A 24,433-nucleotide genomic window follows, 5' to 3' on the forward strand; every position below is an offset into this window, starting at 1 on the left:
CACGAAATCAATTAAATCTGCAGTTCATAACGGCCAGCTCCCTCAACCGCCGCTTTGATATCAGCCTCCTTTACACGGCTTTCATCGAAATCAACGCTCACATTCTTGGCCTCAAGATTAGCCTCGGCATGCTGCACTCCCACTAAACTTTGGATTGCATTCTCTACATTTGCTTTGCAATGTACACACTTCATACCATTCACTTTAAAAGTCTTTGTTGCCATAATCCTATCATTTTAATTGTTTTATCTAAGTGCAAAGTTACACGATTTGAATATAAACGTGTTATAGAATCATGGAAAACATTTATATCATTACACTGTAATTTCACCGAAAGTAGCTTTCCTCCGTTCATGAAAACAGCCTGCAAATCGGGATAATTCGAAGAAAATAACTACCTTTGCATCCTGATAACAACAGACGAAATGCAGTCCATAGTCACCTTGCTTGGGCAGTATTTCTGTCTTGTTAACAATAAAGCAACGAAAAAAGAGTTATATATAAGCAATACATCTATAACATTTATGACAAGGAAAACAAAAGAAATCATGTTTCTGGCAAGTCTAATGATGCTGATTGCATCATGCTCCACGCCCAAGAACATCAATTATATGGAAGACAGTCCCTACCATAACGTCATCAGAAATGCCCCTGATGAAATCACTGTTCAACAGGGCGACCGCCTCGCAATCTTTGTAAAAAGCAAGGATGATGTGCTCACTCAACACTTCAATATATCGCTTCCCAACATGCAGAATGTGTTGACTTACACGGTAAACAACAGGGGAGAGATTGATTTCCCGATGTTGGGAGCCATTCATTTGGCAGGACTTACACGCAACCAAGCCGCAGAAACGATTAAAAACCGATTGATTTCAGAATACGGAACAAAGGATGCCGTCGTGACACTTGACTTCACCAACCTCAAAATATCAGTCTTGGGAGAGGTGAACAAGCCTGGAACAATCTCCATAGACAATGACAACATCAACATCTATGAAGCCATGGGAAAGGCCGGCGATATGACAATTTACGGCAAGAGAGACAGTGTAAGAGTGGTCAGAAGGCAAGGAGACGAGACCAAGATATACGTATTAAACCTCGCTTCGGCCCAGGAAACGATGCAGTCTCCGGCCTATTATCTGCAACAGAACGATATTGTTTACGTGCCGGCGAATAAGACCCGACAGCGTCAGGCCACCCTGAATGGCAACACGTTACAGTCTACCTCGTTTTGGGTTTCCATTGCTTCACTGCTCACAACCATTGCCGTTTTGGTGTTTAAATAATAAGAATGATGCAAACAACGACTTCTATAGCTGCCTCAGGAATTACATTTAAGGATTATTTTCACAGGATTTCAGTCAACCGCAAATGGTTGATGGGCTCGGTTCTTGGCTGCCTCTTGTTGGCAACAGGCTATCTCTTGATGAAGAACCCCATGTATGAACGCTCCGCACAGATAATGATTAAGGAGGACGCCAGCCCCAGTTCGAAACTCACAGCAGGGCTTAGTATGATTCAAGGCATGGGGGGATTGTTCGGCGGATCGTCCAATGTGAGCAACGAACTCATTGCCATGAAGACGCCGGCCAATATCATGGAGGTGGTCAATCGCCTGCATTTAGATTACAATTACACAACTCGTCCTTGCCTGCGTAAACTGCCTTTGTATGGCGAGACACTGCCTGTCAAAGTGTTTATCAACGGACTCAAGCCCAATGATGAAGCCGGAATGAAGATTGAACTCAAAGAGGGGAGCGTCAAAATTTATAAACTTAAAAAGGGAGAAGAAACCTTTGAACAGGAGTATCAAGGCAAAGTGAACAGCGTGTTCCATTCTCCTATCGGGCTCATTGCAATCACTCCGACAGCTGCCTACACTGGGAAAGAGGACGAAACGATACAATTAAACAAGGTGGCAGCAATCAATATGGTTGACAATATCCTCAAGAAACTCGAGGCCGGGATTACAGAAGAGTTGGGTTCTGTCATTGATTTAACTTATCAAGACGCTGTTCCAGAAAGGGCAGAAGATATTCTGAACATGATTATCAAGGTGTACAACGAGAAATGGATGGCTGATGAGAACACGTTGAACACCACGACTACGCGTTTCATCGACAACAGAATAGCCGAGATAACGGCCGAATTGGGAAAGGCTGAAAACACAATAACCACCTATAAGTCGCAGCACAACCTGCCCGATGTCACCGAAACAACCAAGCTTGCCATGGAGAATTCCACAAAAATGAGCAGCGAATTGGCCACTTTGCGCGGTCAAAGAGAAGCGGCACACGATGTGGAACGGTTCCTCAACAACCATTCCAATGCCAACCAAACGCTGCCCGTGAACCTGCTGAGCAACGACAAAGTGCTGTCCACTCAAATTGAAGAATACAACAAACTGCAATTGGAACGTAACCGAATTGCCGAGAACAGCAACACGGGAAACAGTATTGTACAAGGCATGGAGAAGCAATTGGCCAATCTTCGGGCGTCTATCAAGGCTGCATTAAGCAACACTATCCGACAGGCCGACATCCAGATTGCCAACTATGGTGGGCTGAAAGGCGAGAATGATGCACGCGTGAAAGCCAGTCCCGTGCAGGCAAAATTCCTCTTATCTGCCGAGCGTCAGCAGAAAATTGAAGAGCAACTATATATCTTCATGTTGCAAAAAAGAGAAGAAAACATCCTCTCCCAGGCATTCACCCCCTACAAGACGCGTATTCTCTCCCCACCCATGGGTGGGTTGAAACCCGTGAAACCCAATGCTATTGCAATTATCTTTGGCGCTTTACTGATAGGACTCATATTGCCTTTAGGCTGGATATTCGCAAAAATGAACGTTGAATGCATGCTTCAAGAAGAAGCTTAAAGCCTGCAAACGGTTATGCTGATCATCGTACTTTATTTCTTTTCATTCGTCATCGTGGCACTTGTTTCCCGTATTTTCAAGAATGCAGGCACGAGAAAACTATTTGAAATCGTACTTTGTTTCTGCCTACTATTCGGCTTTTTCGGCTTCCGTGACATCACCGTTCTCAACGACACACCGCATTATTACGGCACATATTACCACCTATCACAATATAACAGCTATCTCCATTCTTCTGTTTTCAGTTTCTCTCCCGCATTGAAATTCGAGTGGGGATATCAAGTATTGATGCATATTTTGATTAAGTATGTATCACTAAATCCCTATACTATCATCCTGTTTTCATCCTTTATCTTCATCTGGGGCAATATCCGGATGATAGCAAAGTTCACAGATAAGGTTGCACTTTCAGCCTTTATCCTGTGCATTTCAGGCGTTTGGTTGGATCAATTCTCATTGATACGGCAGACAATAGCACTGTTGTTCTTTTATCAAGCCTACTTTCTTTTGAAGAAAGACAAGTGGAAATCATATGTCTTACTGATATTGCTTGGAACATTGTTCCACACTTCAGCCCTCACGCTTTTGGCGCTTCCACTGCTCAAATGTATGAAAACGAACACGCGAAATGTTGTCATTGTCCTTTCAAGCGCAGTCATTATCGCTTGCTTTATCTATTATGTATTAGGGCTGTTAGGCTTTGCCGGGCATCTTTATCTTAAGATAAGCATTCACCGACAAGCCGCTCCGACTGCTGCAATCCTAAACGGTTTGCTGATGATTCTGCTCATTTCAGCCATCTTTTTCAGTTATCATCAAAACAAAACAAAGTTAGATCGCACCGATTTCTGGCTGTGCATCTTCTCTATATGCGTTTGCATTGTCACGTTAGTATTCCTTCCTCTCTTCCGAATTAATGTCTATACGTGGCCTATTCTCTATATGATACTCCTCACTTGCTTGTTGAATGAGCAGTCACCCATAGCCTCGACGCCCCGAAAACGCGCCTTCAGGAACAGCTTTATTGTATTGCTTTCTGCTGTCCTCTTAGTCAGAATAACCGTCATCATCACTGTCAAAGAAGAGTGGTATCACGTGTTACCCTACTCATTCTACGACTTCAGCGATCGCTACCACTATTATAATATCTATCTTCAAAAGGAACATTGATATGAAAATAGCTATACTTTATATATGCACAGGACGTTATGCACAGTTCTTTCATGACTTCTATCAGTCTGCAAAACAATATTTTCTTACCGATGAAGACAAGACTTTTTTTGTGTTCACTGACCAAGTCTTGCCCGACAAAAGCAATGATATAAGGGTTATTCCACAAGCATGTAAAGGGTTTCCCATGGACTCTTTACTGCGTTTTGACTACTTCCTTTCTATACAGGATGAGCTGAAAGACTTTGATTACACATTCTTCTTCAATGCCAATATGCTTTTTGTTTCGCCTGTAGACAAGGAGTTTCTGCCCCAAGAAGGACTCATGGCAGTGTTGCATCCAGGCTATTACAACAAGCCATCTTTCCTGTTTCCCTACGAAAGGAACAAGAAATCAACAGCCTATATCGCTCCTTTTGAAACCGATTATCATTATTATATGGGCAGCTTAAACGGTGGAACAACAAAAGAATACCTTATGCTTTGTCAAGCCTGCAGCCAGCAAATCCATACGGATTTAGACAATAATATAATCGCAATCTATCATGACGAGTCACACTTGAACTACTATCTCCACACACATAAGTGCATGAATGGTTCGCCAGCATATGCCTATCCAGAAGGCAAACAGCTTCCTTTTGAGCCTAAAATCATCATCAGAGACAAGGTGAAGATAAGCGCTTTCTTTGATAAAAGCAAGGGACATTCCCTATTGGCAAAGTTCAAAAAGGCCCTGCATATCGTGCTTCATGCAATCAAATGGTATATCTGATGAAAGGAAAGAGCACGCTATACAGCACACTATGGAGCATGGTTGAGCGTTTCTCGAAAACGGGAATACAAGTCTTGTGTACCTTTCTGATAGCCCAGATTGTGCCACCTTCAGAATTCGGACTCGTCAGTATGATGTCCATTTTCCTCGCTTTCTCCACGATATTAATTGACAGTGGCTTCGGACAGGCACTCATCCACGAGCAAAAGGTGACCGAAGAAGACAAGTCATCTATATTCTGGTTCAACGTACTGTTGGGCATTTCGGTCTATTTCTTATTCTTTATTTGTGCGCCATTCATCGCCGATTTCTATCATGAAGAGAAGCTGACGGCATTGATAAGAGTAGCATTCTTGGCCCTGATATTCCAGTCGTTTATCGTTGTTCCGCAAGCTCTTTTCTTCAAATCCATTAGTTTTAAGGTGGTCTCCAAAGTTTCTTTGGGTTCCATGCTCATGTCAGGTGGAATAGGAATTGCAGTCAGCCTACTACGTAAAGACGCATGGGGGCTTGTGCTGCAAAACCTTTCTTTTGCAGTTTTCCAAAGCCTTTTGTTCTGGTTTTACAGTTCTTGGAGACCAACAACTACCTTTATATGGTCTTCAGTTAAGAAGTATCTGCGCTTTTCTTTGCATCTTTTGGGCAGCAATTCTTTAGCAGCTATCACCGACAACTTAGCCAACTTGATTGTCGGAAAATACTATAACGCAACAATATTAGGCCACTATACCATAGCAAATAAAATTCCCTACCTCACTGCCGGCACGATTTCTTACTCCATACACCGCGTCAGTTATTCCGTCATGTCAACCTTTCAAGACGACAACAAGAAGCTAAGTATCTACAGTCAACACGTAGTCGGGACAGCATTCTGGCTGATAGGAAGTATCATGGTGATACTTTTTGTGGGGTCAGACTTCTTTGTTCAAATGCTTTTACCTGCCGGTTGGGAACCTGTAGCCACCTATCTTCGCTACTTTTCTGTCATTGGTTTTGTCTATCCTTTCTATGACATCAATCAGGATATCCTCCTGATCAAGGGACGCACTGACTGGCTTTTCCGACTTGATATCATCAGAAGAACCCTGTTGGTAGCAACAATTCTCCTTGGAATTCAATTCAACATTGTCATATTCCTGCGCCTTCTGACACTTTATTATATACTGAATGCTGTTACCGTGAGCTATTTAGCAGGCAGGTTAATCTCCTGCAATATCCTGCAACAGCTATGGCTTGTGCTGACGACACCAGTCTTTTTCCTACAACGCATGCAAAGAAAATCCAATGAAAATCATTAAGATTATAGGTGGACTTGGCAACCAAATGTTTCAATATGCATTAGCTGTTGCACTGCAAAAGAAATGGAAAGACGAGGAAATCAAACTCGACTTGCATGGCTTCAACGGCTATCATAAGCACCAAGGCTACCAACTTGACGAAATCTTCGGCCACAGATTTAAGGCTGCATCGCTGAAGGAAGTGGCACAATTGGCCTGGCCTTATCCGCATTATCAGCTTTGGAGGGTGGGCAGCCGACTGCTTCCTAAGCGCAAGACCATGGTATGTGAGTCGGCAGATTGCCGTTTTCAAAGTGATTTGTTGAACCTTGAAGGCAGCCTATACTATGATGGTTATTGGCAGAATGAACGCTATTTCAAAGCCTTCCGCACTGAGATTATCGAAGCCTTCAAGTTCACACCGCTCGTTGGTGACAGCAACCGAAAGGTTGAAAACATGCTGAAAGAAGGCCGTTTTGCCTCTCTTCATGTCAGAAGAGGTGATTACTTGAAAGAGCCTTTGTTTCAGAACACCTGCGATATCGCCTATTATCAGCAGGCCATTTCACGACTCAATCAAATGGCAGATCCCTATTGTTATCTCATCTTCTCCAACGACATCGCATGGTGCAAGACGCATATCGAACCGCTATGTGACGGGCGACGCACGCACTATGTAGATTGGAACCACGGCAAAGAAAGCTATCGCGACATGCAACTCATGACGTTTTGCAAGCACCACATCATTGCCAACTCCTCATTCTCATGGTGGGGTGCATGGCTCTCTACGGCAAACGATGGCATCACGATAGCCCCCCACCAATGGTATGCCAATGACCGAAAGCCCTCACCGGCTGTAGAAGCATGGCTAAAATTATAGGAATGAAATGCCGACGGCAGGCATTGTAGGGCTTATGATATCAAGACATGCGAGATGAAAAGCTGCCGATACCCTGCGCATTTTGTAAAGATTGTTAGCCTGTTTTTAACATCTCATGACGCAACCAAATAGAAATGAAAGTCTGCTTTCTACACCTATGTGAAGCCGTTTTGTGGTTTCGAGGTCGCCACTTCTGTCTTTTTGCGATGTAACTTGACGCTAATCACATCGCTATCTGCCTTAGATTGCACGCTGAAATGAAGCAAATGACGGCCTCATTTGATGCAAATCGCATGGCTTTTCAGCGTAATTTCACCTCATCATTTGCCTTAAATTTCATAATGATTTGATTGTCAAGACATTGCAAGATGCCCAAAAACGGCGCTTATTTGGAGCGAGGATAACTTTCATTTTGAATTCGCAAATCCTGCGAGGGCATTTGTAAAGTTACTTGAAAAGATTTAACCTATTTTCCGCTTACACGGATAATTGCCCGACAGACAAGTGCTTTGACCATGCAAATCAGGGTAAAAGGAGAAATCGAGACGGCCAGGAAAAAATGTGTATCCACTCAAGCAACGACTTCAAAGCAATGCATGGCACGGCCTTTTCATTCGTTGATGAGCAGATACACAGTCTGGATTTCGCTCCCATCAGCAGGGTTATCCGTTCTTCAGAAAGCCTCGTCTGCCCGCTAAAGAACTGAAAAGACGGCCCAAGAGCAGCAATCTGTGGTTAATTCAGCATGCAGATTTATAGCGGATATTCGTCAAATGCGTAGAGAACTGTAGAGAGATAGCGCTCTCCGGTATCGGGGAAAAGCGTCACAATTCGCTTGCCCTTATTCTCCGGTCTGCATGCAATCTCGGTGGCTGCAAAGGCAGCTGCGCCCGAAGAAATGCCCACTAAGAGACCTTCCTGCTGTGCCAATTGACGGCCTGTAAGGATAGCTTGGTCGTTCTCTACCTTGAAAACCTCGTCAATATAGGTGCTGTCATAGGTCTCAGGAACAAAGCCTGCACCGATACCTTGTATCTTGTGAGGGCCGCTCTTGCCACCGCTCAGCACGGGAGAATCGGCAGGTTCGACAGCAACTACATGTATGTCGGGGTTCTGTTCCTTAAGATATTTGCCTATGCCTGCTACCGTTCCACCTGTTCCAACGCCTGCAACGAAGATGTCAACTCTGCTGTCGGTATCCTGCCAAATCTCAGGACCTGTGGTGTGATAATGCATGCGTGGGTTGGCTTGATTAATGAACTGACCGAGGATGATGCTGCCCTCGATGCTGTCACACAACTGTTCTGCTGCCTTGATAGCCCCTTTCATGCCCTCTTTTCCATCGGTAAGTTTCACCTGTGCACCATAGGCTTTCACGAGACTTCGACGCTCAATGCTCATCGTTTCGGGCATCGTGAGGATGAGTCGGTAGCCTTTCACGGCTGCCACCAAAGCCAACCCGACACCCGTGTTGCCACTCGTCGGCTCGATAATCGTGGCACCCGGTTTCAGTTTTCCGGCCTTTTCAGCCTCTTCAATCATAGCCCATGCGATGCGGTCTTTCACACTTCCGCCCGGATTGAAATACTCAATCTTGGCTATGACGGGTGTTTCTACACCGCGAAACTTGGAATATTTGCTAAGCTCCACTAAGGGAGTGTGACCGATAAGATCGGTAATTTGTCTGTAAATCTTTGTCATATGCTTTGTTTTTATTCATTATCCTGCTGCAAAGGTAAGGCTAAATCATGACTTGGGGTATCGCATATTCAGGGCATATTGCATACCACAAATATGGTATTTGCTATGATTTCACGGCAACATCCCGCTTTGACTTACTCTTGATGACGAACCAAACACCTGTGAAAACCAATAGAACTGCGAGCCCCTGAAGCCATGTAAAGACACCTATTCCGGTAGCAATGCTGACTGAAACTGCCACGATGGGTTGCACATAATTATAGATGCTGACCACTGTCGGGCGCAGATAATGCTGGCCAACCATCGTGAGAATATAACTTAAATAGGTGCCGAAAAAGACGACAAAGCCTGCTTCCCACCAACTCTTCAAAGGCACTTCGCACCACTGAATGGCAGCAACATGAGTGAAAGAAAACGGCCAGATGAGAAGTGTTGCCCATAGAAACATCCATTTGTTGACCGTGAAAACCGAGTAACGCTTAATGAGTTTGTTGAATAAAGAAAGGTAAAGCGCAAACGAAAGTTGGGCACCTATGCACATCAGGTCACCGCGGATGTCACCCACTTTGTCGCTGACTGCGGCCGCACTTGTCAGTACTAAAATCACAGCTCCACAGAAACCAACGAACACTCCGAGGGCTTTCTGAAATGTGATAGGCTCTTTCAATATCAGGAAAGCAAGCACCATGGCGAAGATGGGCATGGAGGTGGTGACGATACTTGAATTGACTGGCGAGGTAATACTCAATCCTATGGTATATAAACATTGGTTACAAGCCAAACCAAACACGGCAGCTCCGGCGAAAAGTAGCTTGTCGCGAAGAGATACTTTCTCCTTTTTCGTGAACAAAGCTGTCAGCCAAAAGAGTATGGCTCCGCCCATTACACGCATTGAAACCATGCTGATACCATCGAAACCATGGGTCATTGCGTCCTTCCCCAATGGCGCCATGAGTCCCCAAAAGACTTCGGCCATCAGCATACTCAAATGGGATTGGAGTGGAATATTATGTTTGAAATTCATTTTGTAAATACAGTTCTTGCGTGCAAAAGTATAAAAAAATGCGCTCACTACGCCTTTCATACCGTTTTATTTACTATATTTGCGGTATAGATAGCATACGATATGAAATACGCAGACTATATCGAACAGATTGAAATCGAGTCACTTTGGAGTGGCACGAAACATATCTTGTGGAATCTCGACCGCAAAGTGAACATCTTAAGCGGTATCAACGGCGTCGGCAAAAGCACAATATTGTCGAAGGTTATCCGTGGACTTTCACAGGGAGGAGAGTTCCCAAGCCACTTGTTGAAAGGTGTGCATTTGAAAGTTCAGCCGTCAGATGCCAAGTGGATTCGCTATGATGTAATCCGCTCTTTCGACCGACCTATGGTCAGCAGTGACTCACTTTCACAGATAGAAAACCTGAACACAGAACTTGATTGGCAGCTCTTTCTGCTGCAACGCAAGTATCTCGACTATCAGGTTAATGTCGGCAACCGTATCATTGAAGTGCTTCAAAGCGGCGCAGATGACGCTGCTCAGCAGGCACAAAGCATCTCGGATGCCAAGAAAATGTTTCAAGATATCATCGATGATCTGTTTAAAGAGACCGGCAAACAAATCATCCGAAGTGAAAACGAAATACGTTTCTCACAGCTTGGAGAGGTGTTGAGACCTTATCAACTGTCGAGTGGTGAGAAACAAATGCTGGCTATTCTGCTGACAGTTTTAGTGGAAGACCGCAAGCCTTACGTGCTTTTCATGGACGAACCCGAGGTGAGTCTGCATTTCGAATGGCAGAAACGACTCATCGAACTCATTCTGAAACTCAATCCAAATGTGCAGCTTATCGTGGCAACACATAGTCCGGCAGTCATTATGAACGGCTGGATGGACCATGTAACAGAGGTGACCGACATCACCCTATAAATGAAATCAGCAGACAATGGGACGCAGACTGAGAGACAATATCACTTCGCATTACTTTGAAGCAGCCAATCGTTTGGCTTCAAAACGTGCGCGCCGAAAGGTCATTGCCTATGTGGAGAGTTACGATGATGTCTTCTTTTGGCGTACAATTCTAAGTCGTTTTGAAACGCAAGACCGCTATTTTGAGGTCATGCTTCCTACGAGAATGTCACATCTGGAGCGTGGAAAGAAGGCGGCAATCAGCAGTCTTCTCAATGGCGTTGGACAGGACATGATCGCTTGTGTGGATGCCGATTACGACTATTTAATGCAGGGTGCGTCGCCCAATTCACGCATGTTGCTTGAAAATCCCTATGTCTTTCACACCTTTGCCTATTCAATTGAGAACCTGCAATGCTATGCCTCAACACTTCATGACGTTGCAGTGGCAGTGACATTGAACGATCACCAAATCTTCGATTTCAATGATTTCATGCGGCAATATTCCGAGGCTATCTATCCTCTTTACGTGTGGAATATCTGGTATTATCGGTCAACACACTACGGCGAATTCACCATAACAGACTTCAATCACATTATTGATGTGGGTGACATCAATATCGATTACCCCGAGATTGCACTCGAACGACTTCGCAAGAAGGTTGGAAGGGCGGTTGAAAAACTGCGCCAACGCAATCCCGATGCACGCGAAAGCTATCAACAAGTGAAAGAAGACATGAAGCGATTAGGCGTCAATGCCCACAACACCTATTTATACATACAAGGTCATCACCTTTTCGATCACGTAACATTGCCGTTGCTTGAGCGTGTATGTAATCGGCTTATGCGTGAGCGTGAGCGTGAAATCAGCAGGCTATCTCTGCATAATGTGCAGTATCAGACCGAGATATCGTCTTACAGGAACAGTGTTGGTGATGCTCAAAAGATGCTTAAAAAGAACATGGGATACCTGCTTTCACCACAGTATGAGCAAATACTTGATGCACTGAAAGCCGCATGGGAGTCAAAAGAAGCGGTTTCGTCAGCGTCTCAACAGGAACAAAATAAAACATTGAACAATGAAAATCATCAAAACAGGGAAGCCACTTTCAGAGCGCGAAAGTGAGTCTTTGAATATTTATCTCAATGAAATTGGAAAGGAAACCATTCTTTCTGATGACGAAGAAAAGCAGTTGTCAAAGCAAATTATGGCTGGCGGAGCAGCTGCAGAGCGAGCCATCGGCAAACTCACTTCAGCCAATCTGCGCTTCGTAGTGTCTATAGCCAAGCAATATGTTGACCGAGGTGTGGCCATTCTTGACCTCATCAGCGAAGGCAACATCGGCCTGATGAAGGCAGCAAGAAGCTTTGACGGCAGTCGAGGTCTACGCTTTGTAGGCTATGCCGAGCCTTTTGTTCGCAAGGCAGTTGAGGCAGCTGTCAACGAACAGAGTGGCATTTTCCGTCTTCCCAAGCATGAACACAGCGCAGAAGAAAAAGCCAACAGCCGTGCTTTTTCTGTTGATGCACCGCTCCAAAACGGTAAGAATGTCAACTTACTCAGCATACTTTCCGACCCTACAGCAGCGCGACCAGACCAAGAAGCCCTTGAAACTTCGGTCAAAGAAGAACTTCGTGAGGCCATGAACATACTTGACAACCGCGAAAGAAACGTAGTAGAAGCCTTCTATGGCATAGGACAACCCCACCTCACTTTTGCTGAAATCGGTGAAAAGATGGGGCTGAAACGTGAGCGAGTACGCCAGATTCGCAACAAGGCTGTGCGCAAATTAAATCGCAACACCACTTCCGACATGCTCAAAGCCTACCTTGAATAGGCCATACCTACTGCCTTCAGATCTTTTCGTATGACGTCGCATCTCGACACGTAATCGGCAACTTGCGATGGATTTTTGCGGATATAGCCCAGCAATTCGTCGTAAGCTTGCTCACAAGCCACATCATTTTTGACAGCTTTATAGTGTTCTTCCTCATCATAAAGCCACCAAAGTCCATTGCTTGTTATACTGTTCTGCACAAAAGCTCGGGCGTAAAGAGCCTCTTGGCGCAGGCTCTTCTCCTGTTTGGCTACGTCAAGATAGATCATCGCTTGCTGGGCAAAGTTCTTTTCCCAGAAGCGAGTGCTGTCGCCAAAGAGCTTGTCGTAATGCGTAAGATACCAGCAATCGCCGTAGCATGAAGCCTGATAATAGCGCACAGCAAGCTGCATTGCCAATTCAGGACGCGTGGCATTATTAGCCAGTTTGTAGCGTTGTTCAAGGCTGTTCATCTCTTCACAGAACGCAATCTTCTGGTTATGCTTCAATGGAATGTCCTCAAGTGAAGGAACACCATAGTCATCTAATTCGTCATTAACGCGCTGACGAACCAACCAACGCGGCTTTTTATAGTCGCGACGTACCATATATACAGACATGCCAAGACTGTTTACATAGGCCAACGGCACTTTTTTCAACACGGGTAATGCCTCGGCAAATCGACCTTCGGCAATGAGTTTGGTAGCCAAGAGATCGTTGAAATAATCGGCATCACGAAAGGTGTTCTTCGTCAATATATACTGTTCCAAGGCATCATCATACTGCTTTTTATGGATGAAAGCCATGTAATCACGCAGTTGGTCGGCTGTCATGGAGTCTAAATCACAGAAGTATTCCTCGTAACTTGAATATCTTGCATGCCCCGGATCATATTTGAATTCGCCTTCATCCTCAGGAGAATCCGCTCTTTCAAGCATGCCCCTACCTGCCACAGCCATATTAATATTGTGGCGCTTCGCATAATATTCTATGATGTTCTGTGACATGATACGGTCTAAAACACGTCCGTAATAACTCAGTTCAAATGCTTTTTGGTCGCGTTTTCCGTCCAAGAAGCGCAGCTCCTTCACTATAAAACCGGCATCAAAAGAATGCCCTTCGCGCATCAAAGCTGTCACGGCAAGCAGATGAATGGCGCGGGCATTGTCGCGTTCAAGCAGTGTTCCGCTCATTGTCATAGCCAAATGGCTCTTCTCTTCGGCCTTCTTCGTGTCGCCAAGCGTATAGCTTATCATCGCCGAAGCAGCCTTCCAGAGTGCCGGTTCACGGCTCTTTCCATCACGAACTACACGTTCTGCAAATGCCATGAAAGCCTTAGCTTCAGACTTAAACCCGTCATCTTCTGTATCCGTATAGTCCTCCATCCACTCGCAATCCACGTTTTCCTGCACATTATTTACAAAGTTCTGAACAAGCCAACGCAAGGCAGGCGAATTGGCATTTCCATTGTAGAAAGATTGTATTCCGTCTAAATGTTGGAAGTTACGGGCAGCCCATTGAATGCTGGCAACATCTCCCTGACTCACATAAATGGCCAAAGCCTCCTCCCGTTTTCCATTGTTCAGCAGCGCATAGGCATAGATGTTGCGGCACATTTCTTTATATATACCGACAGGAAGTCGGCTTGCCCGCGTTGTCCAAGCCAGCAGAATGCCCTTCACATTGTTGTCAAGCAGGTAACTACGCATCAGCAACAACGTGTATTGTTGCGTCAGACGACTTCCCTTATAGGCCAAGGCTGCCGCACGCATACGCATGATCTGTGCCTTATGAAGAGCGAGTTCTTCCTTCGACGGATAGTCCCACGACTCCTTTCTGCGCTCACAAATGTGCTGATATTTGGCGATATGACGCACATAAGTCAGCATTTCTGCATCCTTTTTCAGCTTTGCAGCCTCAATGAGCAGCTTGCAGTCATCATCAAAAAAGCCCTCTTTCAAGCCCGTATAAGACTTCCAATAGGCGGTCAATGGCGTGATGAAGTCGGGTGAAGCAAGTGGAGAATTGCTTTCACCAACAACATTCATCATGTAATAATTATGTACCCTTGGAAACGGGCCACAGGCATTTGAGCCCAAAGGAAGCATCATCAGAAGACTAATGAGCACGATAGATTTCTTCATAATCTTGGGATTTATAATTTGCAATATGGGATGGACTGAGGTCAAAGATAATGGTTTCGGCCTTCAATTCCGGGCGTATATTCTCTATGGTTTGCTTCACATGAAGCACTTCCTCCACGTTGACTTTACGCACAATGATACTGTCGCCCGGCAGCACCGGCAAGTCATTGTCGGCATGAAGCACACCTTTATAACGGCCATGACGAAACAGAAGACGATAGGAAAACAGTGGATAGGCAGGCGAAAGTGGCAGGGAATAATTCTTGAGATACTTCAAATAAGGCATCACATCCTTGATATCGAGGATAGGATGAGTGCAATGTATGTCAGTGAAATCACCTGTATTGTACATCATCAGCACGCCTTTGTCAACGGGAGGGACATGTTGTGAAAGCTGATGCAGACGGATTGTGGTCGACAAAGCAATGTGTTTCTCTGCAGCAAGATGGTGGAGTTGTGTCAGGAAAGCATAGTAATTACGGCGCGTGGAGAGGGTCCAATCACAGTCAATCTGCAGTTCCTTTATATTGCGAATATTATTGGTTTCACTTATTTGAAATACTCTTCGTAACACTTTTTGAGCCAAATCAGCCGTATTATTCATAGTTTTCATGGCATCATTGACAATGAAAACAACAGGCACTACCTCTATTTTATCCGGCATTTCGGCTGCGAATTGCAGCGTTGCATTAGGAACTACAGTGTGTTCGCCATTCATAATAACGTCGAAGTAGCGTAAGTAGAGCTTGTCTAATGTTTTGACTTGCTGCATAACGCGTGGCTCATTGCGCCACTCCGTGCTCCAATAATAGGCACTTTTAAGCACATGTTGCGGTTCCTTTTGCTGCTGACAGCTTACCAACAACAAAAGAAATGACAGACAAAACAACTTGCTTTTCAGCTTCATAAGCAATAGATTTACGAATACAAAAATAAAGATTTTTCATGAAAATCCATGCCGTTAAGATGTTAAATCATTCAACTTGTTTTGCAATACGCAACAAATGGGGTCGCAATATGCGTCAGATTAGCGTGTAAAGTGACTCAAATCACACGCTAAAGTGACGCAGATTATGCGGTCATTTGATGCAAGTTAAAATGTCATTCATAAGTTGTTGGAAATCAGAACCGTAGAGACAAGGAAAACAAATGAGATCAATAAAGTTGAACGCACAGGCATGTTGAAATGGAACGACAGCCTAAACACTTTGCAAGACGATAATATGTAAATAATTTTACGAATAAGATTGCTACTTGGAATGACAGGTTTTCAGAGGCAAAGAGAAGCTTCTCATTCGGCATTTTGCAATATCTTTATGACTGTAACTTACAAATTCATTCCATCTTCAGACAGATTTTCTCTCCCAAAATAAAAGGCCACAGCATCCTTGCCGTGGCCTTTCACCTTATTATATATATGCCGAAGCATAACTATCAGTCCTACTTTCTGTACTTCTCTGCCTGCTCTTGAATGAGCGCTGCATCGTTAAAGTAGTCTATCCGCATTGCCTTACGCACCTCATCCATGGTATGTGCAGCTGTTTCCCGAGCCACTTCACTACCTTTTTTGAGGAGATTGAAGATTTCGGGGATATCCTGTTCAAACGTATGACGACGCTCGCGGATAGGCTCCAACATGCGATTGATGACATTATTCAGGAGTTTCTTACACTTCATGTCGCCAATTCCACCATGCGTGTAGGCAGCTTTCAGCTCGTCAAGGTTCTTGAATTCCGGCCAGAAATCAGCAAAATCCTGATCTGTAGAGAAAGCATCGAGATAAGTAAACACAGCATTTCCCTCTACATGTCCAGGGTCATTGAGGTTGATATGCGTAGGATCGGTGTACATACTCTTTACCTTTGTCCACACAGTATCGGCGTCATCACTCAGATAGATGCAGTTACCCAGGCTCTTACTCATCTTCTCTTTACCGTCAGTTCCCGGCAAACGACGTGCTGTTGCGTTCTCCGGCAGCATGATATTCGGTTCTACCAATACCTCACTATACACTTGATTGAAGCGGCGGACAAGTTCGCGTGTGAGTTCAATCATAGGCTCCTGGTCTTCGCCTGCAGGGATAGTGGTGGCCTTGAAAGCTGCAATATCGGCGGCTTGTGACACAGGATAACAGAAGAAACCCATGGGGATATTGGCTTCGAAGTTACGCATTTTGATCTCAGTCTTTACCGTTGGGTTGCGTTGTACACGGGAAACGGAGACAAGATTCATCAAGTAAGTCGTCAACTCGGCCAGTTCCGGGATCTGACTCTGTATATAAAGCGTGCAAAGTTGAGGGTCGAGACCGGCTGAAAGATAGTCAAGAGCCACTTCAATCATGTTCTGTCGTATCTTTTCCGGATTGTCGGCATTGTCTGTCAAAGCCTGAACATCGGCCATAAAGACAAACATTCTGTCGTAATCTCCCTCATTTTGCAACTGCACACGACGTCGAAGACTGCCCACATAGTGCCCTAAATGGAGCTTACCTGTTGGGCGGTCGCCTGTTAATATGATTTTTCCCATGATTAGAATTCTGCTGATTTAGGGGTTCTTGGGAAAGGAATGACATCGCGGATATTCTGCATTCCCGTTACAAAAAGAATGAGACGCTCAAATCCCAAGCCGAAACCGGCATGCGGACATGAGCCATATTTGCGCGTATCAAGATACCAACTATAGCAGTCTTTCTCCATTCCTCGCGCCTTAATCTCATTGACAAGCTTGTCGTAACTCTCCTCTCTTACCGAGCCACCGATAATCTCTCCGATGCGAGGAAATAGCACATCAGTGCCTTGCATGGTCTTTCCATCGGGGTTTTTCTTCATATAGAACGCCTTGATTTCACTCGGATAATCGGTCATGATGACCGGACGCTTGAAATATTCCTCTACAAGAAAGCGCTCATGTTCACTGCTGAGATCCATTCCCCAGCCTGTAATTGGGAACTCAAACTTATGTCCTTGCTTCACAGCTTCTTCGAGAATATGGATACCTTCAGTGTAAGTGAGGCGTACAAAGCTTTCTTTTACGACGGATTCCAAGGTTTGAAGCAATGTCTTGTCAATCATCTTATTGAGGAACTCAAGGTCATCCTTGCAGTTATCAAGTGCCCATTGCACGCAATACTTAATGAAATCCTCCTCCAAATCCATGAGTTCGTCCTTATCCAAGAATGCAACTTCAGGCTCAATCATCCAGAATTCGGCAAGATGTCGGGGCGTATTGCTGTTCTCCGCGCGGAAAGTTGGCCCGAAAGTATAGATAGCTCCGAGTGCTGTTGCACCCAATTCACCCTCCAACTGGCCTGAAACCGTGAGGCTTGTCTTCTTGCCGAAGAAGTCTCTTTCGTATGGAACTTCACCGTCTTTTCCCGTGCGAGCCAAATCAAGTGTGGTCACCTGGAACATCTCTCCGGCACCTTCTGCATCGCTTGCCGTAATGAGTGGCGTGTGAAAATAATAGAAACCATGGTCGTGGAAGTACTTATGTACGGCGATTGCCATATTGTGACGAATGCGGAAAACAGCACCAAACGTGTTGGTTCTAAGGCGTAGATGCGCATATTTTCGCATGTACTCAAAGCTCTGTCCCTTTTTCTGCATGGGATAATCAGACGGACAAAGGCCGTAGATTTCAATTTCCCTGCTCTGGATTTCGACCGTCTGCCCGGCACCTTGACTCTTTACAAGCTGCCCGACAACACTGATACAAGCACCTGTCGTGATGTTTTTCAGCGTCTCAGCATCCATAGATGCCGGATCAACTACAATCTGAATATTGTTTATTGTAGAGCCATCATTGAGCGCAATGAAATCAACTGCCTTACTGCTTCGGTGGGAACGAACCCATCCTTTCACGTTAATATCCTTGCCATATTCGGTGCATTGCAATGCATCGATTACCTTTGTTCTTTTCATTTTCAATGTTCCTATTATTCAAACATACCGCTTCGAAGCATCTCCACCTCTTGTTCTGTGAGGAAACGCCAGTCACCTCGGCGGAGGTTCTTCTTCGTTAAGCCGGCAAACTGAACGCGATCAAGTCTTACAACACGATAGCCGAGACTTTCAAATATGCGGCGAACGATGCGGTTCTTTCCACTGTGTATCTCAATACCTACCTGCTTCTTGTCGCGATCATCAGCGTATTCAATGGCATCAGCATGTATCTCTCCGTCTTCCAATTCAATACCACTGGCAATCTTCTGCAAGTCTTCTTCAGCGACATTCTTATCGAGATGAACATGATAAACCTTTTTCTTGAGGAACTTCGGATGGGTCAGTTTGCTGGCCAAATCACCGTCATTGGTCAACAGAAGCACACCCGTTGTGTTGCGATCCAAGCGTCCGACCGGATAAATACGCTCCGGACAAACATCCTTAACAAGGTCCATTACGGTCTTACGCTGCTGCGGATCATCACTTGTCGTGACGTAATCTTTCGGCTTGTTCAGCAACACATAGACTTTCTTTTCCAATGAGACGAGCTGATCATGGAACTTCACTTCATCCGAACGCAGTACCTTTGTACCAAGCTCTGTGACTACAGTTCCATTGACAGAAACCACACCTGCCGAGATAAACTCATCTGCTTCGCGACGCGAACAAACACCCGCGTTGGCCAAATATTTATTCAAACGTATCGGCTCATTGGGGTCGATATGCGTTTCTTTGTATTCAATTCGCTTCTTAAGACTATACTTTGCGTTTGGATCATAGCCTCCGCGATAGTTGTTATAGCCCCGATTGTTGTTGTAACCGCCTTGCTGTGGACGTCCATAACCACCGCGATTGTTGCCATAACCGCCACGGTTGTTGTAACCACCCTGCTGACCATAGCCTCCACGATTATTGTTGTAACCGCCCCGATAGTTGTTATAACCACCCTGTGGATGGCCATATCCGCCCTGCTGACGAGGCTGATAACCACCTTGCTGACTGTCACCATTGTTGTTATAACGGGGGCGATAACCACCTTGTTGCGGGCGATTGTAACCGCTTTGCATACGTGGTTGATAGCCACCTTGCTGCTCTTCGCCATCATTATTATAACGAGGACGATAGCCACCCTGCTGCGGACGGCCATAATTTCCATAGCGGTTGTTGTTATATCCGCCTTGAGGACGACCATAACCTCCTTGATGTGGCTGATAAGTTCGCTGTGGACGTTCACCGTTTATCAGGCCACTTCCAAAGCCTTCAGGACGGAAACTGCTTTCATTTTCGCTGCTGTTTGAATGGTCTGTACTATAGGCACGCTGACTATGAATACGTGGACGTTGGGGGCGTCCTGTGCCATGATAACTGTTGGAATAGTCTCCTACCGGACGTGAGTAGCCCTCACGGGTGGTCTCATTCTGTTCTGTTGACAGACTCTGACTCTTGTTTTCTAATTCTGAATCCATGTTTTTTAATTTATTTTTCGGCCTCGCGGCCAGGTTAGTGATTACTTTATTAATTTATAATTCAAAGTTCATTATTCAAGATAGCGACATGACTTTCATTTCATTATACGTTCTTCTCTTCAATGGAATAGCCTCTATTCTCCCACAAACAAACTTCACCTATATTTCGAAAGAGCACAAAAAACAGGTTCTATACACCTACGTAATTCTGCGGAGTGATTGCCATCAGCTCTTTTTTCACGCTGTCACTGACGTTCAAACCTTTGATAAACTCGTGAATAGTCTCTTCAGTCATCTTCTTGTTTGTGCGAGTCAACGCTTTCAAAGCCTCGTAAGGATGAGGATAAGCCTCGCGCCGAAGAATGGTCTGAATAGCCTCGGCAACTACTGCCCAGGTATCTTCGAGGTCGGCTTCAAGCTTTTCTTCGTTCAAGATGAGCTTGCGAAGACCCTTCAATGTGCTCTGAATAGCGATGATGCTATGGCCGAGTGGCACACCGATATTACGCAGAACCGTACTGTCGGTGAGGTCACGCTGCAGTCTGCTCACGGGCAACTTCTGAGCCAAGAACTGCAGAATGGCATTGGCAATACCGAGGTTTCCCTCACTGTTCTCGTAATCAATAGGGTTCACTTTGTGCGGCATGGCACTCGAACCTACTTCACCTGCCTTGATCTTCTGCTTGAAGTATTCCATTGAAATATACATCCAGAAATCACGATCAAGGTCAATAATGACTGTATTGATACGGCGGATGGCATCAAAAATGCCACCAAGATGGTCGTAATTGCTAATCTGTGTGGTCCATTGCTCACGTTCCAAACCGAGCTTTTCACTGACGAAACGGTTGCCAAACTCACGCCAGTCATACTCTGGATAAGCGACATGATGTGCGTTGTAATTCCCTGTTGCACCGCCAAACTTGGCTGTCATCTTGCAGGCTTTCAACGCATCCAACTGCTCCGTCAGACGGTAAACATACACCATTATCTCCTTACCGAGACGCGTAGGTGACGCTGGTTGGCCATGAGTTTTAGCCAACATAGGAACGTCTTTCCATTCTTCGGCATACAGTTGCAGCTGACTGATAAGCTCTTCTACCTGTGGAACAAACACATTCTGCAGCGCTTCTTTCATCGAAAGCGGCACACTCGTGTTGTTGATATCCTGAGAAGTAAGCCCGAAATGAATGAATTCCTTGAAAGCATCGAGTCCACCAATCTTGTCGAATTCCTCTTTAAGGAAGTATTCCACAGCCTTCACATCATGGTTTGTGGTCTTTTCTATCTCCTTAACGCGGGCAGCTGAAGTCTCATCAAAATGGCGATAGATGTCGCGCAAGCAGTCAAACAGCGCATGATCAAAGTCTTTCAACTGCGGCAAAGGCAACTCGCAAAGCGTGATGAAGTATTCAATTTCAACACGAACACGGTAACCTATCAGCGCATACTCAGAGAAATAATCGGCAAGAGTCTCTGTTTTACCTCGATAACGGCCATCAATTGGCGAGATGGCTGTCAGTGTATCAAGCTTCATATCAATATCGTTATATCAGTCTAACAATGCTACAAAATTAGTGATTTCAATTGAAAACTCAAGGTTTTTTAATGATAAATAAGATTAAAAATGAAGGATTACGTCAAAGATTTTAAGGATAGATAAGATTAACAATCAAATATTACAAGGGGCAAAAGCGGTGCTCTTTCAACAAAAAGAAATACAAAATCGGGCCGGTTTTCCTGTTTCAAACCGCTTTATTCCATACCTTTCATTTCTTCATTTTGTTAATTTTATTTGTCAATTTTCAGCCCATCAGAAGACCACCAAATAGAGAAAAAAAGACGAAGGAAATGGAGTTTTCGTGCTTCGAAAATCAATTTGCGAAACAAGATGACGCAGGAAGCCACGCAAGATGAGTCACTTTACGGTCTCAAATGCCTCAAATCATCACGCGAAAAGCTTCATATTACGAGGTAATTCGATAGAGATTACAACTCTTTTTCACGATTTCCCGCTTCATATTTCGCCTTATTTTCTACAACCGTTTGACCGTCAACAAGTTACTTAAAAGGCGAAAAACGAGCGTATTTCGAACGAAATCTTTTTGCTTTTCAAATACGCAAATCTACAGAAAGCTTTTGTTAAATAAAATCACATCTGTTTTCTCATCGAGACAATAGCTTGAAAAAGTCTCCTCTTCATAGGCAGCACATCGTGGTCGTAGATTGTTTTCGGCACAAATAACGTTTGAAATTCAATGATATGCAAAACTGTGTTGCATTTCAACGACATGCAACCTATGAAGAGGAAAGAATTGCTTTGCAGTTCAGACAGTATTTCTTTGAACATCAAAGATTGCCGTTCATGAACGTGCAAAGCCTGAGAATACATTAAAAGAAGACAGGCGTTATTTCACAACCTGCTTTTTTCCGTCATGAATGTAGATGCCGCTTTGCATAGGTTGTTGACAGAGTTTCTGTCCTTGAAGCGTATACCAACCCTTCTGTTTCAGGCGCCCATTTGGTGCATCAGCGTTCAGATTGGAGATTGAAGTGGATACGGAGGGAGCTACAGATTGCAGTCCTTCGAGTGTGTAATAACCTCCGTTGACGAATGGCATGTCCTTAGTCTGAATGGTTTCACTATCTTTCTTATAACTGAAAATAATGCCTTCGCTGTCTGCAGTGCCCGATTTTTTGTCGCCTTCACCCATCGTCCATTTGTAAACAGCGCGTCCCTTATCCGTCAAACAAACCATTTTACAGTCGGTTCCAGGCCAGTTTCCCTTGGTATAGTTAGCTGTATGGTCCCAGTTCCAGCATGAAATCTTGCTTGGATTACCCCAACTTGACGGTGCTTCGAAGAATGCACAACGCTCTTTTGTGTTGACAGTCAGTCCCGAAGGCAACGTGAAAGTATGTGGTGCATCGGTAACATTGTTGATTTCGGTAAGGTCAAGTCCGTTGCTAAGATATATCTCGAAGCCCTCGCCCTTGAATGCAAACCGATAGCCTGTCGTAGGATATGACACCTTCTTTCCAAGGAGAAGAAGCAGTTTTCCCTTGCTACCCTCCACATTAAGTACGAAACCTTCGTCCTTAGCTTGACTCACAAGGATTTTGCTCTGGTTGTCAATTCCGGCGGCACGACGTGCAAGTATCAACTGTTTTATTGCCCTCTTATACTTCTGCCAATGGGGGAAGAACACGCAAGGTGTGCCTGGCATGGAGAGAATAAAGGCGTTGGCAGCCTCCACATAGCCGTAAACGGGAGCGTTTCCATCGTTATGATCGTAGCGACCTGTATCGTGATTGTCGACAAAAGACACTGAATAGCGGGAGTAGTAAGCATCATTGCTCAGACAATCTGAAGCTAATCGCCGCCACTTTCCATTGTTGAAAGCATCATTGATCTGGTATTTCAGCGGGAAATCAAAGGCTGCACTCTGGATGTTTCCATTCGTCTTGGTCTTGTTAATCCAGTCAACCACTTTGCTTTTATTGCCATCCCAGTATTCACCTACAGAGAAACGAGGCTTCACTTCGCTGTTGTAAAGGCCTGTGTAATAGGCATTATAGCCCTTAACCATGTCATAACGGAAGCCCACATAGCCGAGTTCGTTGAGCAGGAAGTCAAGATAAGTTTTCACATTTGCCTGCGTTGTGGCGTTCGTATGGTCGAGATCGCGAAATCCATTGAAGTCTTCTCCGGTGTCAGCTGCACCTGTAATCTTGCCCACTAAGCCTGAAGCACGGTCTCTGTTGGCCTCATCCGTCATGCATATCTGGCTGTAATGCGTGTTGTCCCACTCTACTTTGTAGGTTCTCCCCGTGGTAGTGCCGACGACACTCTCCTGTGCAAAATTGGCCCAAGAGCCCAAACCGTTCTTATGGTTGATGACAACATCCTCGATAAATCCCGTTCCTTTATCCTTGAAAGTCTTGAACATATGTCGCAATTCAGCTTCTGTTCCCCAGCAACTGTTATGATCAAGCCAGAAACATGGGTCGTATCCCATCGTCTTTCTCTGGTTATAATGGAAGTCAGATGTTTTTCCTGAGTTTGGAATCCATATCAGACTGAAGAATTTCGAGAGTTCATCGGCCTCGTTGGTGAGCTTGCTCCAGGTGGAAACATCATAGCTGTCCCAATAAAAACCCTGCAACATAACGCCGTCATAATGTGCCGGCCAGCCTTGCGCAAAAGTGCAAAGAGAAACTAAGGTCAATAAGATTAAGGTATAAAATCGTTTCATAAGTTAATAGTTTTGGTTTTCATTGCGAATATACGGATTATTTTATACAACCTGTTACACTTTTCCTTACATTATGACTAAACGCTGTGTAATCGTTTGCACGAATGGAGTTCAAGGATGATTTCTTTGAAATTTGAACTTTGAAGATTGAAGTTTATGATATGTTTAATTAAAGGAGGGGAGGAAAGCAGCTTGAGATTATGACTTCAAAGT

19 protein-coding genes are annotated in these 24,433 nt (G+C 44.7%); 9 read left to right on the forward strand and 10 right to left on the reverse strand.

Annotated features, from left to right (window positions below; translation table 11 throughout):
* Positions 1-11: 11 nt before the first annotated feature.
* Complete coding sequence (locus EL210_RS01405; protein WP_004374347.1) at positions 12-224, reverse strand: heavy-metal-associated domain-containing protein; 213 nt, start codon at positions 222-224, stop codon at positions 12-14.
* Positions 225-524: 300 nt separating this feature from the next.
* On the opposite strand from EL210_RS01405, the gene EL210_RS01410 reads away from it, so the two are divergent.
* From EL210_RS01410 to EL210_RS01435, 6 genes are read left to right on the forward strand one after another with little or no spacing between them, the layout of a single operon-like run.
* Positions 525-1,289 carry a polysaccharide biosynthesis/export family protein gene (locus EL210_RS01410; protein WP_025879696.1) on the forward strand — a complete coding sequence of 255 codons (765 nt, stop codon included), beginning with the start codon at positions 525-527 and terminating at the stop codon, positions 1,287-1,289.
* 8 nt (positions 1,290-1,297) lie between these two features.
* The gene (locus EL210_RS01415; RefSeq protein ID WP_025879695.1) at positions 1,298-2,881 is read left to right on the forward strand and encodes a GumC family protein; all 1,584 of its coding nucleotides are present in this window, start codon (positions 1,298-1,300) and stop codon (positions 2,879-2,881) included.
* Positions 2,882-2,896: 15 nt separating this feature from the next.
* A complete protein-coding gene (locus EL210_RS01420; RefSeq protein WP_018919449.1) occupies positions 2,897-4,051 on the forward strand; it encodes an EpsG family protein in 1,155 nt (384 codons plus the stop codon).
* Between the two features lies 1 nt (position 4,052).
* A complete protein-coding gene (locus tag EL210_RS01425) occupies positions 4,053-4,823 on the forward strand; it encodes a family 6 glucosyltransferase (RefSeq protein WP_018919450.1) in 771 nt (256 codons plus the stop codon).
* A complete protein-coding gene (locus EL210_RS01430; RefSeq protein WP_232000403.1) occupies positions 4,823-6,121 on the forward strand; it encodes a lipopolysaccharide biosynthesis protein in 1,299 nt (432 codons plus the stop codon). Before EL210_RS01425 ends, EL210_RS01430 begins: the two co-directional genes overlap by 1 nt.
* Positions 6,108-6,980, forward strand: a complete 873-nt coding sequence (locus tag EL210_RS01435; protein ID WP_018919452.1) for an alpha-1,2-fucosyltransferase — start codon at positions 6,108-6,110, stop codon at positions 6,978-6,980. Before EL210_RS01430 ends, EL210_RS01435 begins: the two co-directional genes overlap by 14 nt.
* Positions 6,981-7,733: 753 nt before the next feature.
* On the opposite strand, the gene cysK is transcribed toward EL210_RS01435, so the two are convergent.
* Positions 7,734-8,681, reverse strand: coding sequence for a cysteine synthase A (cysK, locus tag EL210_RS01440; protein WP_018919453.1), 948 nt, complete (start codon positions 8,679-8,681; stop codon positions 7,734-7,736).
* Positions 8,682-8,784: 103 nt separating this feature from the next.
* Positions 8,785-9,705, reverse strand: a complete 921-nt coding sequence (locus tag EL210_RS01445; RefSeq protein ID WP_025879694.1) for a DMT family transporter — start codon at positions 9,703-9,705, stop codon at positions 8,785-8,787.
* Positions 9,706-9,807: 102 nt separating this feature from the next.
* On the opposite strand from EL210_RS01445, the gene EL210_RS01450 reads away from it, so the two are divergent.
* Genes EL210_RS01450 through EL210_RS01460 form a run of 3 tightly spaced genes read left to right on the forward strand, consistent with a single transcriptional unit; the run spans position 9,808 to position 12,434 of the window.
* A complete protein-coding gene (locus EL210_RS01450; protein WP_018919455.1) occupies positions 9,808-10,617 on the forward strand; it encodes an AAA family ATPase in 810 nt (269 codons plus the stop codon).
* Positions 10,618-10,633: 16 nt separating this feature from the next.
* Positions 10,634-11,722, forward strand: a complete 1,089-nt coding sequence (locus EL210_RS01455; protein WP_018919456.1) for a DUF4435 domain-containing protein — start codon at positions 10,634-10,636, stop codon at positions 11,720-11,722.
* Entirely contained in the window at positions 11,676-12,434 is a 759-nt protein-coding gene (locus EL210_RS01460) for a sigma-70 family RNA polymerase sigma factor (RefSeq protein ID WP_018919457.1), read from the forward strand. The genes EL210_RS01455 and EL210_RS01460 overlap by 47 nt, the downstream gene beginning before the upstream one ends.
* On the opposite strand, the gene EL210_RS01465 is transcribed toward EL210_RS01460, so the two are convergent.
* From EL210_RS01465 to EL210_RS01495, 7 genes are all read right to left on the reverse strand, one after another.
* Complete coding sequence (locus EL210_RS01465) at positions 12,422-14,557, reverse strand: hypothetical protein (protein WP_018919458.1); 2,136 nt, start codon at positions 14,555-14,557, stop codon at positions 12,422-12,424. The two genes, EL210_RS01460 and EL210_RS01465, sit on opposite strands and share 13 nt — an antisense overlap.
* Positions 14,532-15,464, reverse strand: coding sequence for a hypothetical protein (locus EL210_RS01470; protein WP_018919459.1), 933 nt, complete (start codon positions 15,462-15,464; stop codon positions 14,532-14,534). Before EL210_RS01470 ends, EL210_RS01465 begins: the two co-directional genes overlap by 26 nt.
* Before the next feature lie 533 nt (positions 15,465-15,997).
* The gene (gene trpS, locus EL210_RS01475; RefSeq protein ID WP_018919460.1) at positions 15,998-17,083 is read right to left on the reverse strand and encodes a tryptophan--tRNA ligase; all 1,086 of its coding nucleotides are present in this window, start codon (positions 17,081-17,083) and stop codon (positions 15,998-16,000) included.
* Positions 17,084-17,085: 2 nt separating this feature from the next.
* On the reverse strand, positions 17,086-18,477 hold the full coding sequence (asnS, locus tag EL210_RS01480) for an asparagine--tRNA ligase (protein WP_018919461.1): 1,392 nt from the start codon (positions 18,475-18,477) through the stop codon (positions 17,086-17,088).
* Between the two features lie 14 nt (positions 18,478-18,491).
* A complete protein-coding gene (locus tag EL210_RS01485; RefSeq protein WP_018919462.1) occupies positions 18,492-19,964 on the reverse strand; it encodes a pseudouridine synthase in 1,473 nt (490 codons plus the stop codon).
* Between the two features lie 190 nt (positions 19,965-20,154).
* Positions 20,155-21,501: an adenylosuccinate lyase gene (gene purB, locus EL210_RS01490; RefSeq protein WP_018919463.1), complete on the reverse strand. Its 1,347-nt coding sequence runs from the start codon at positions 21,499-21,501 to the stop codon at positions 20,155-20,157.
* 871 nt (positions 21,502-22,372) lie between these two features.
* A complete protein-coding gene (locus EL210_RS01495) occupies positions 22,373-24,220 on the reverse strand; it encodes an alpha-amylase family glycosyl hydrolase (RefSeq protein ID WP_026285874.1) in 1,848 nt (615 codons plus the stop codon).
* Between the last annotated feature and the right edge of the window lie 213 nt (positions 24,221-24,433).

Origin of the sequence: Segatella oris, from assembly GCF_900637655.1 — a bacterium.
GTDB lineage: Bacteria > Bacteroidota > Bacteroidia > Bacteroidales > Bacteroidaceae > Prevotella > Prevotella oris.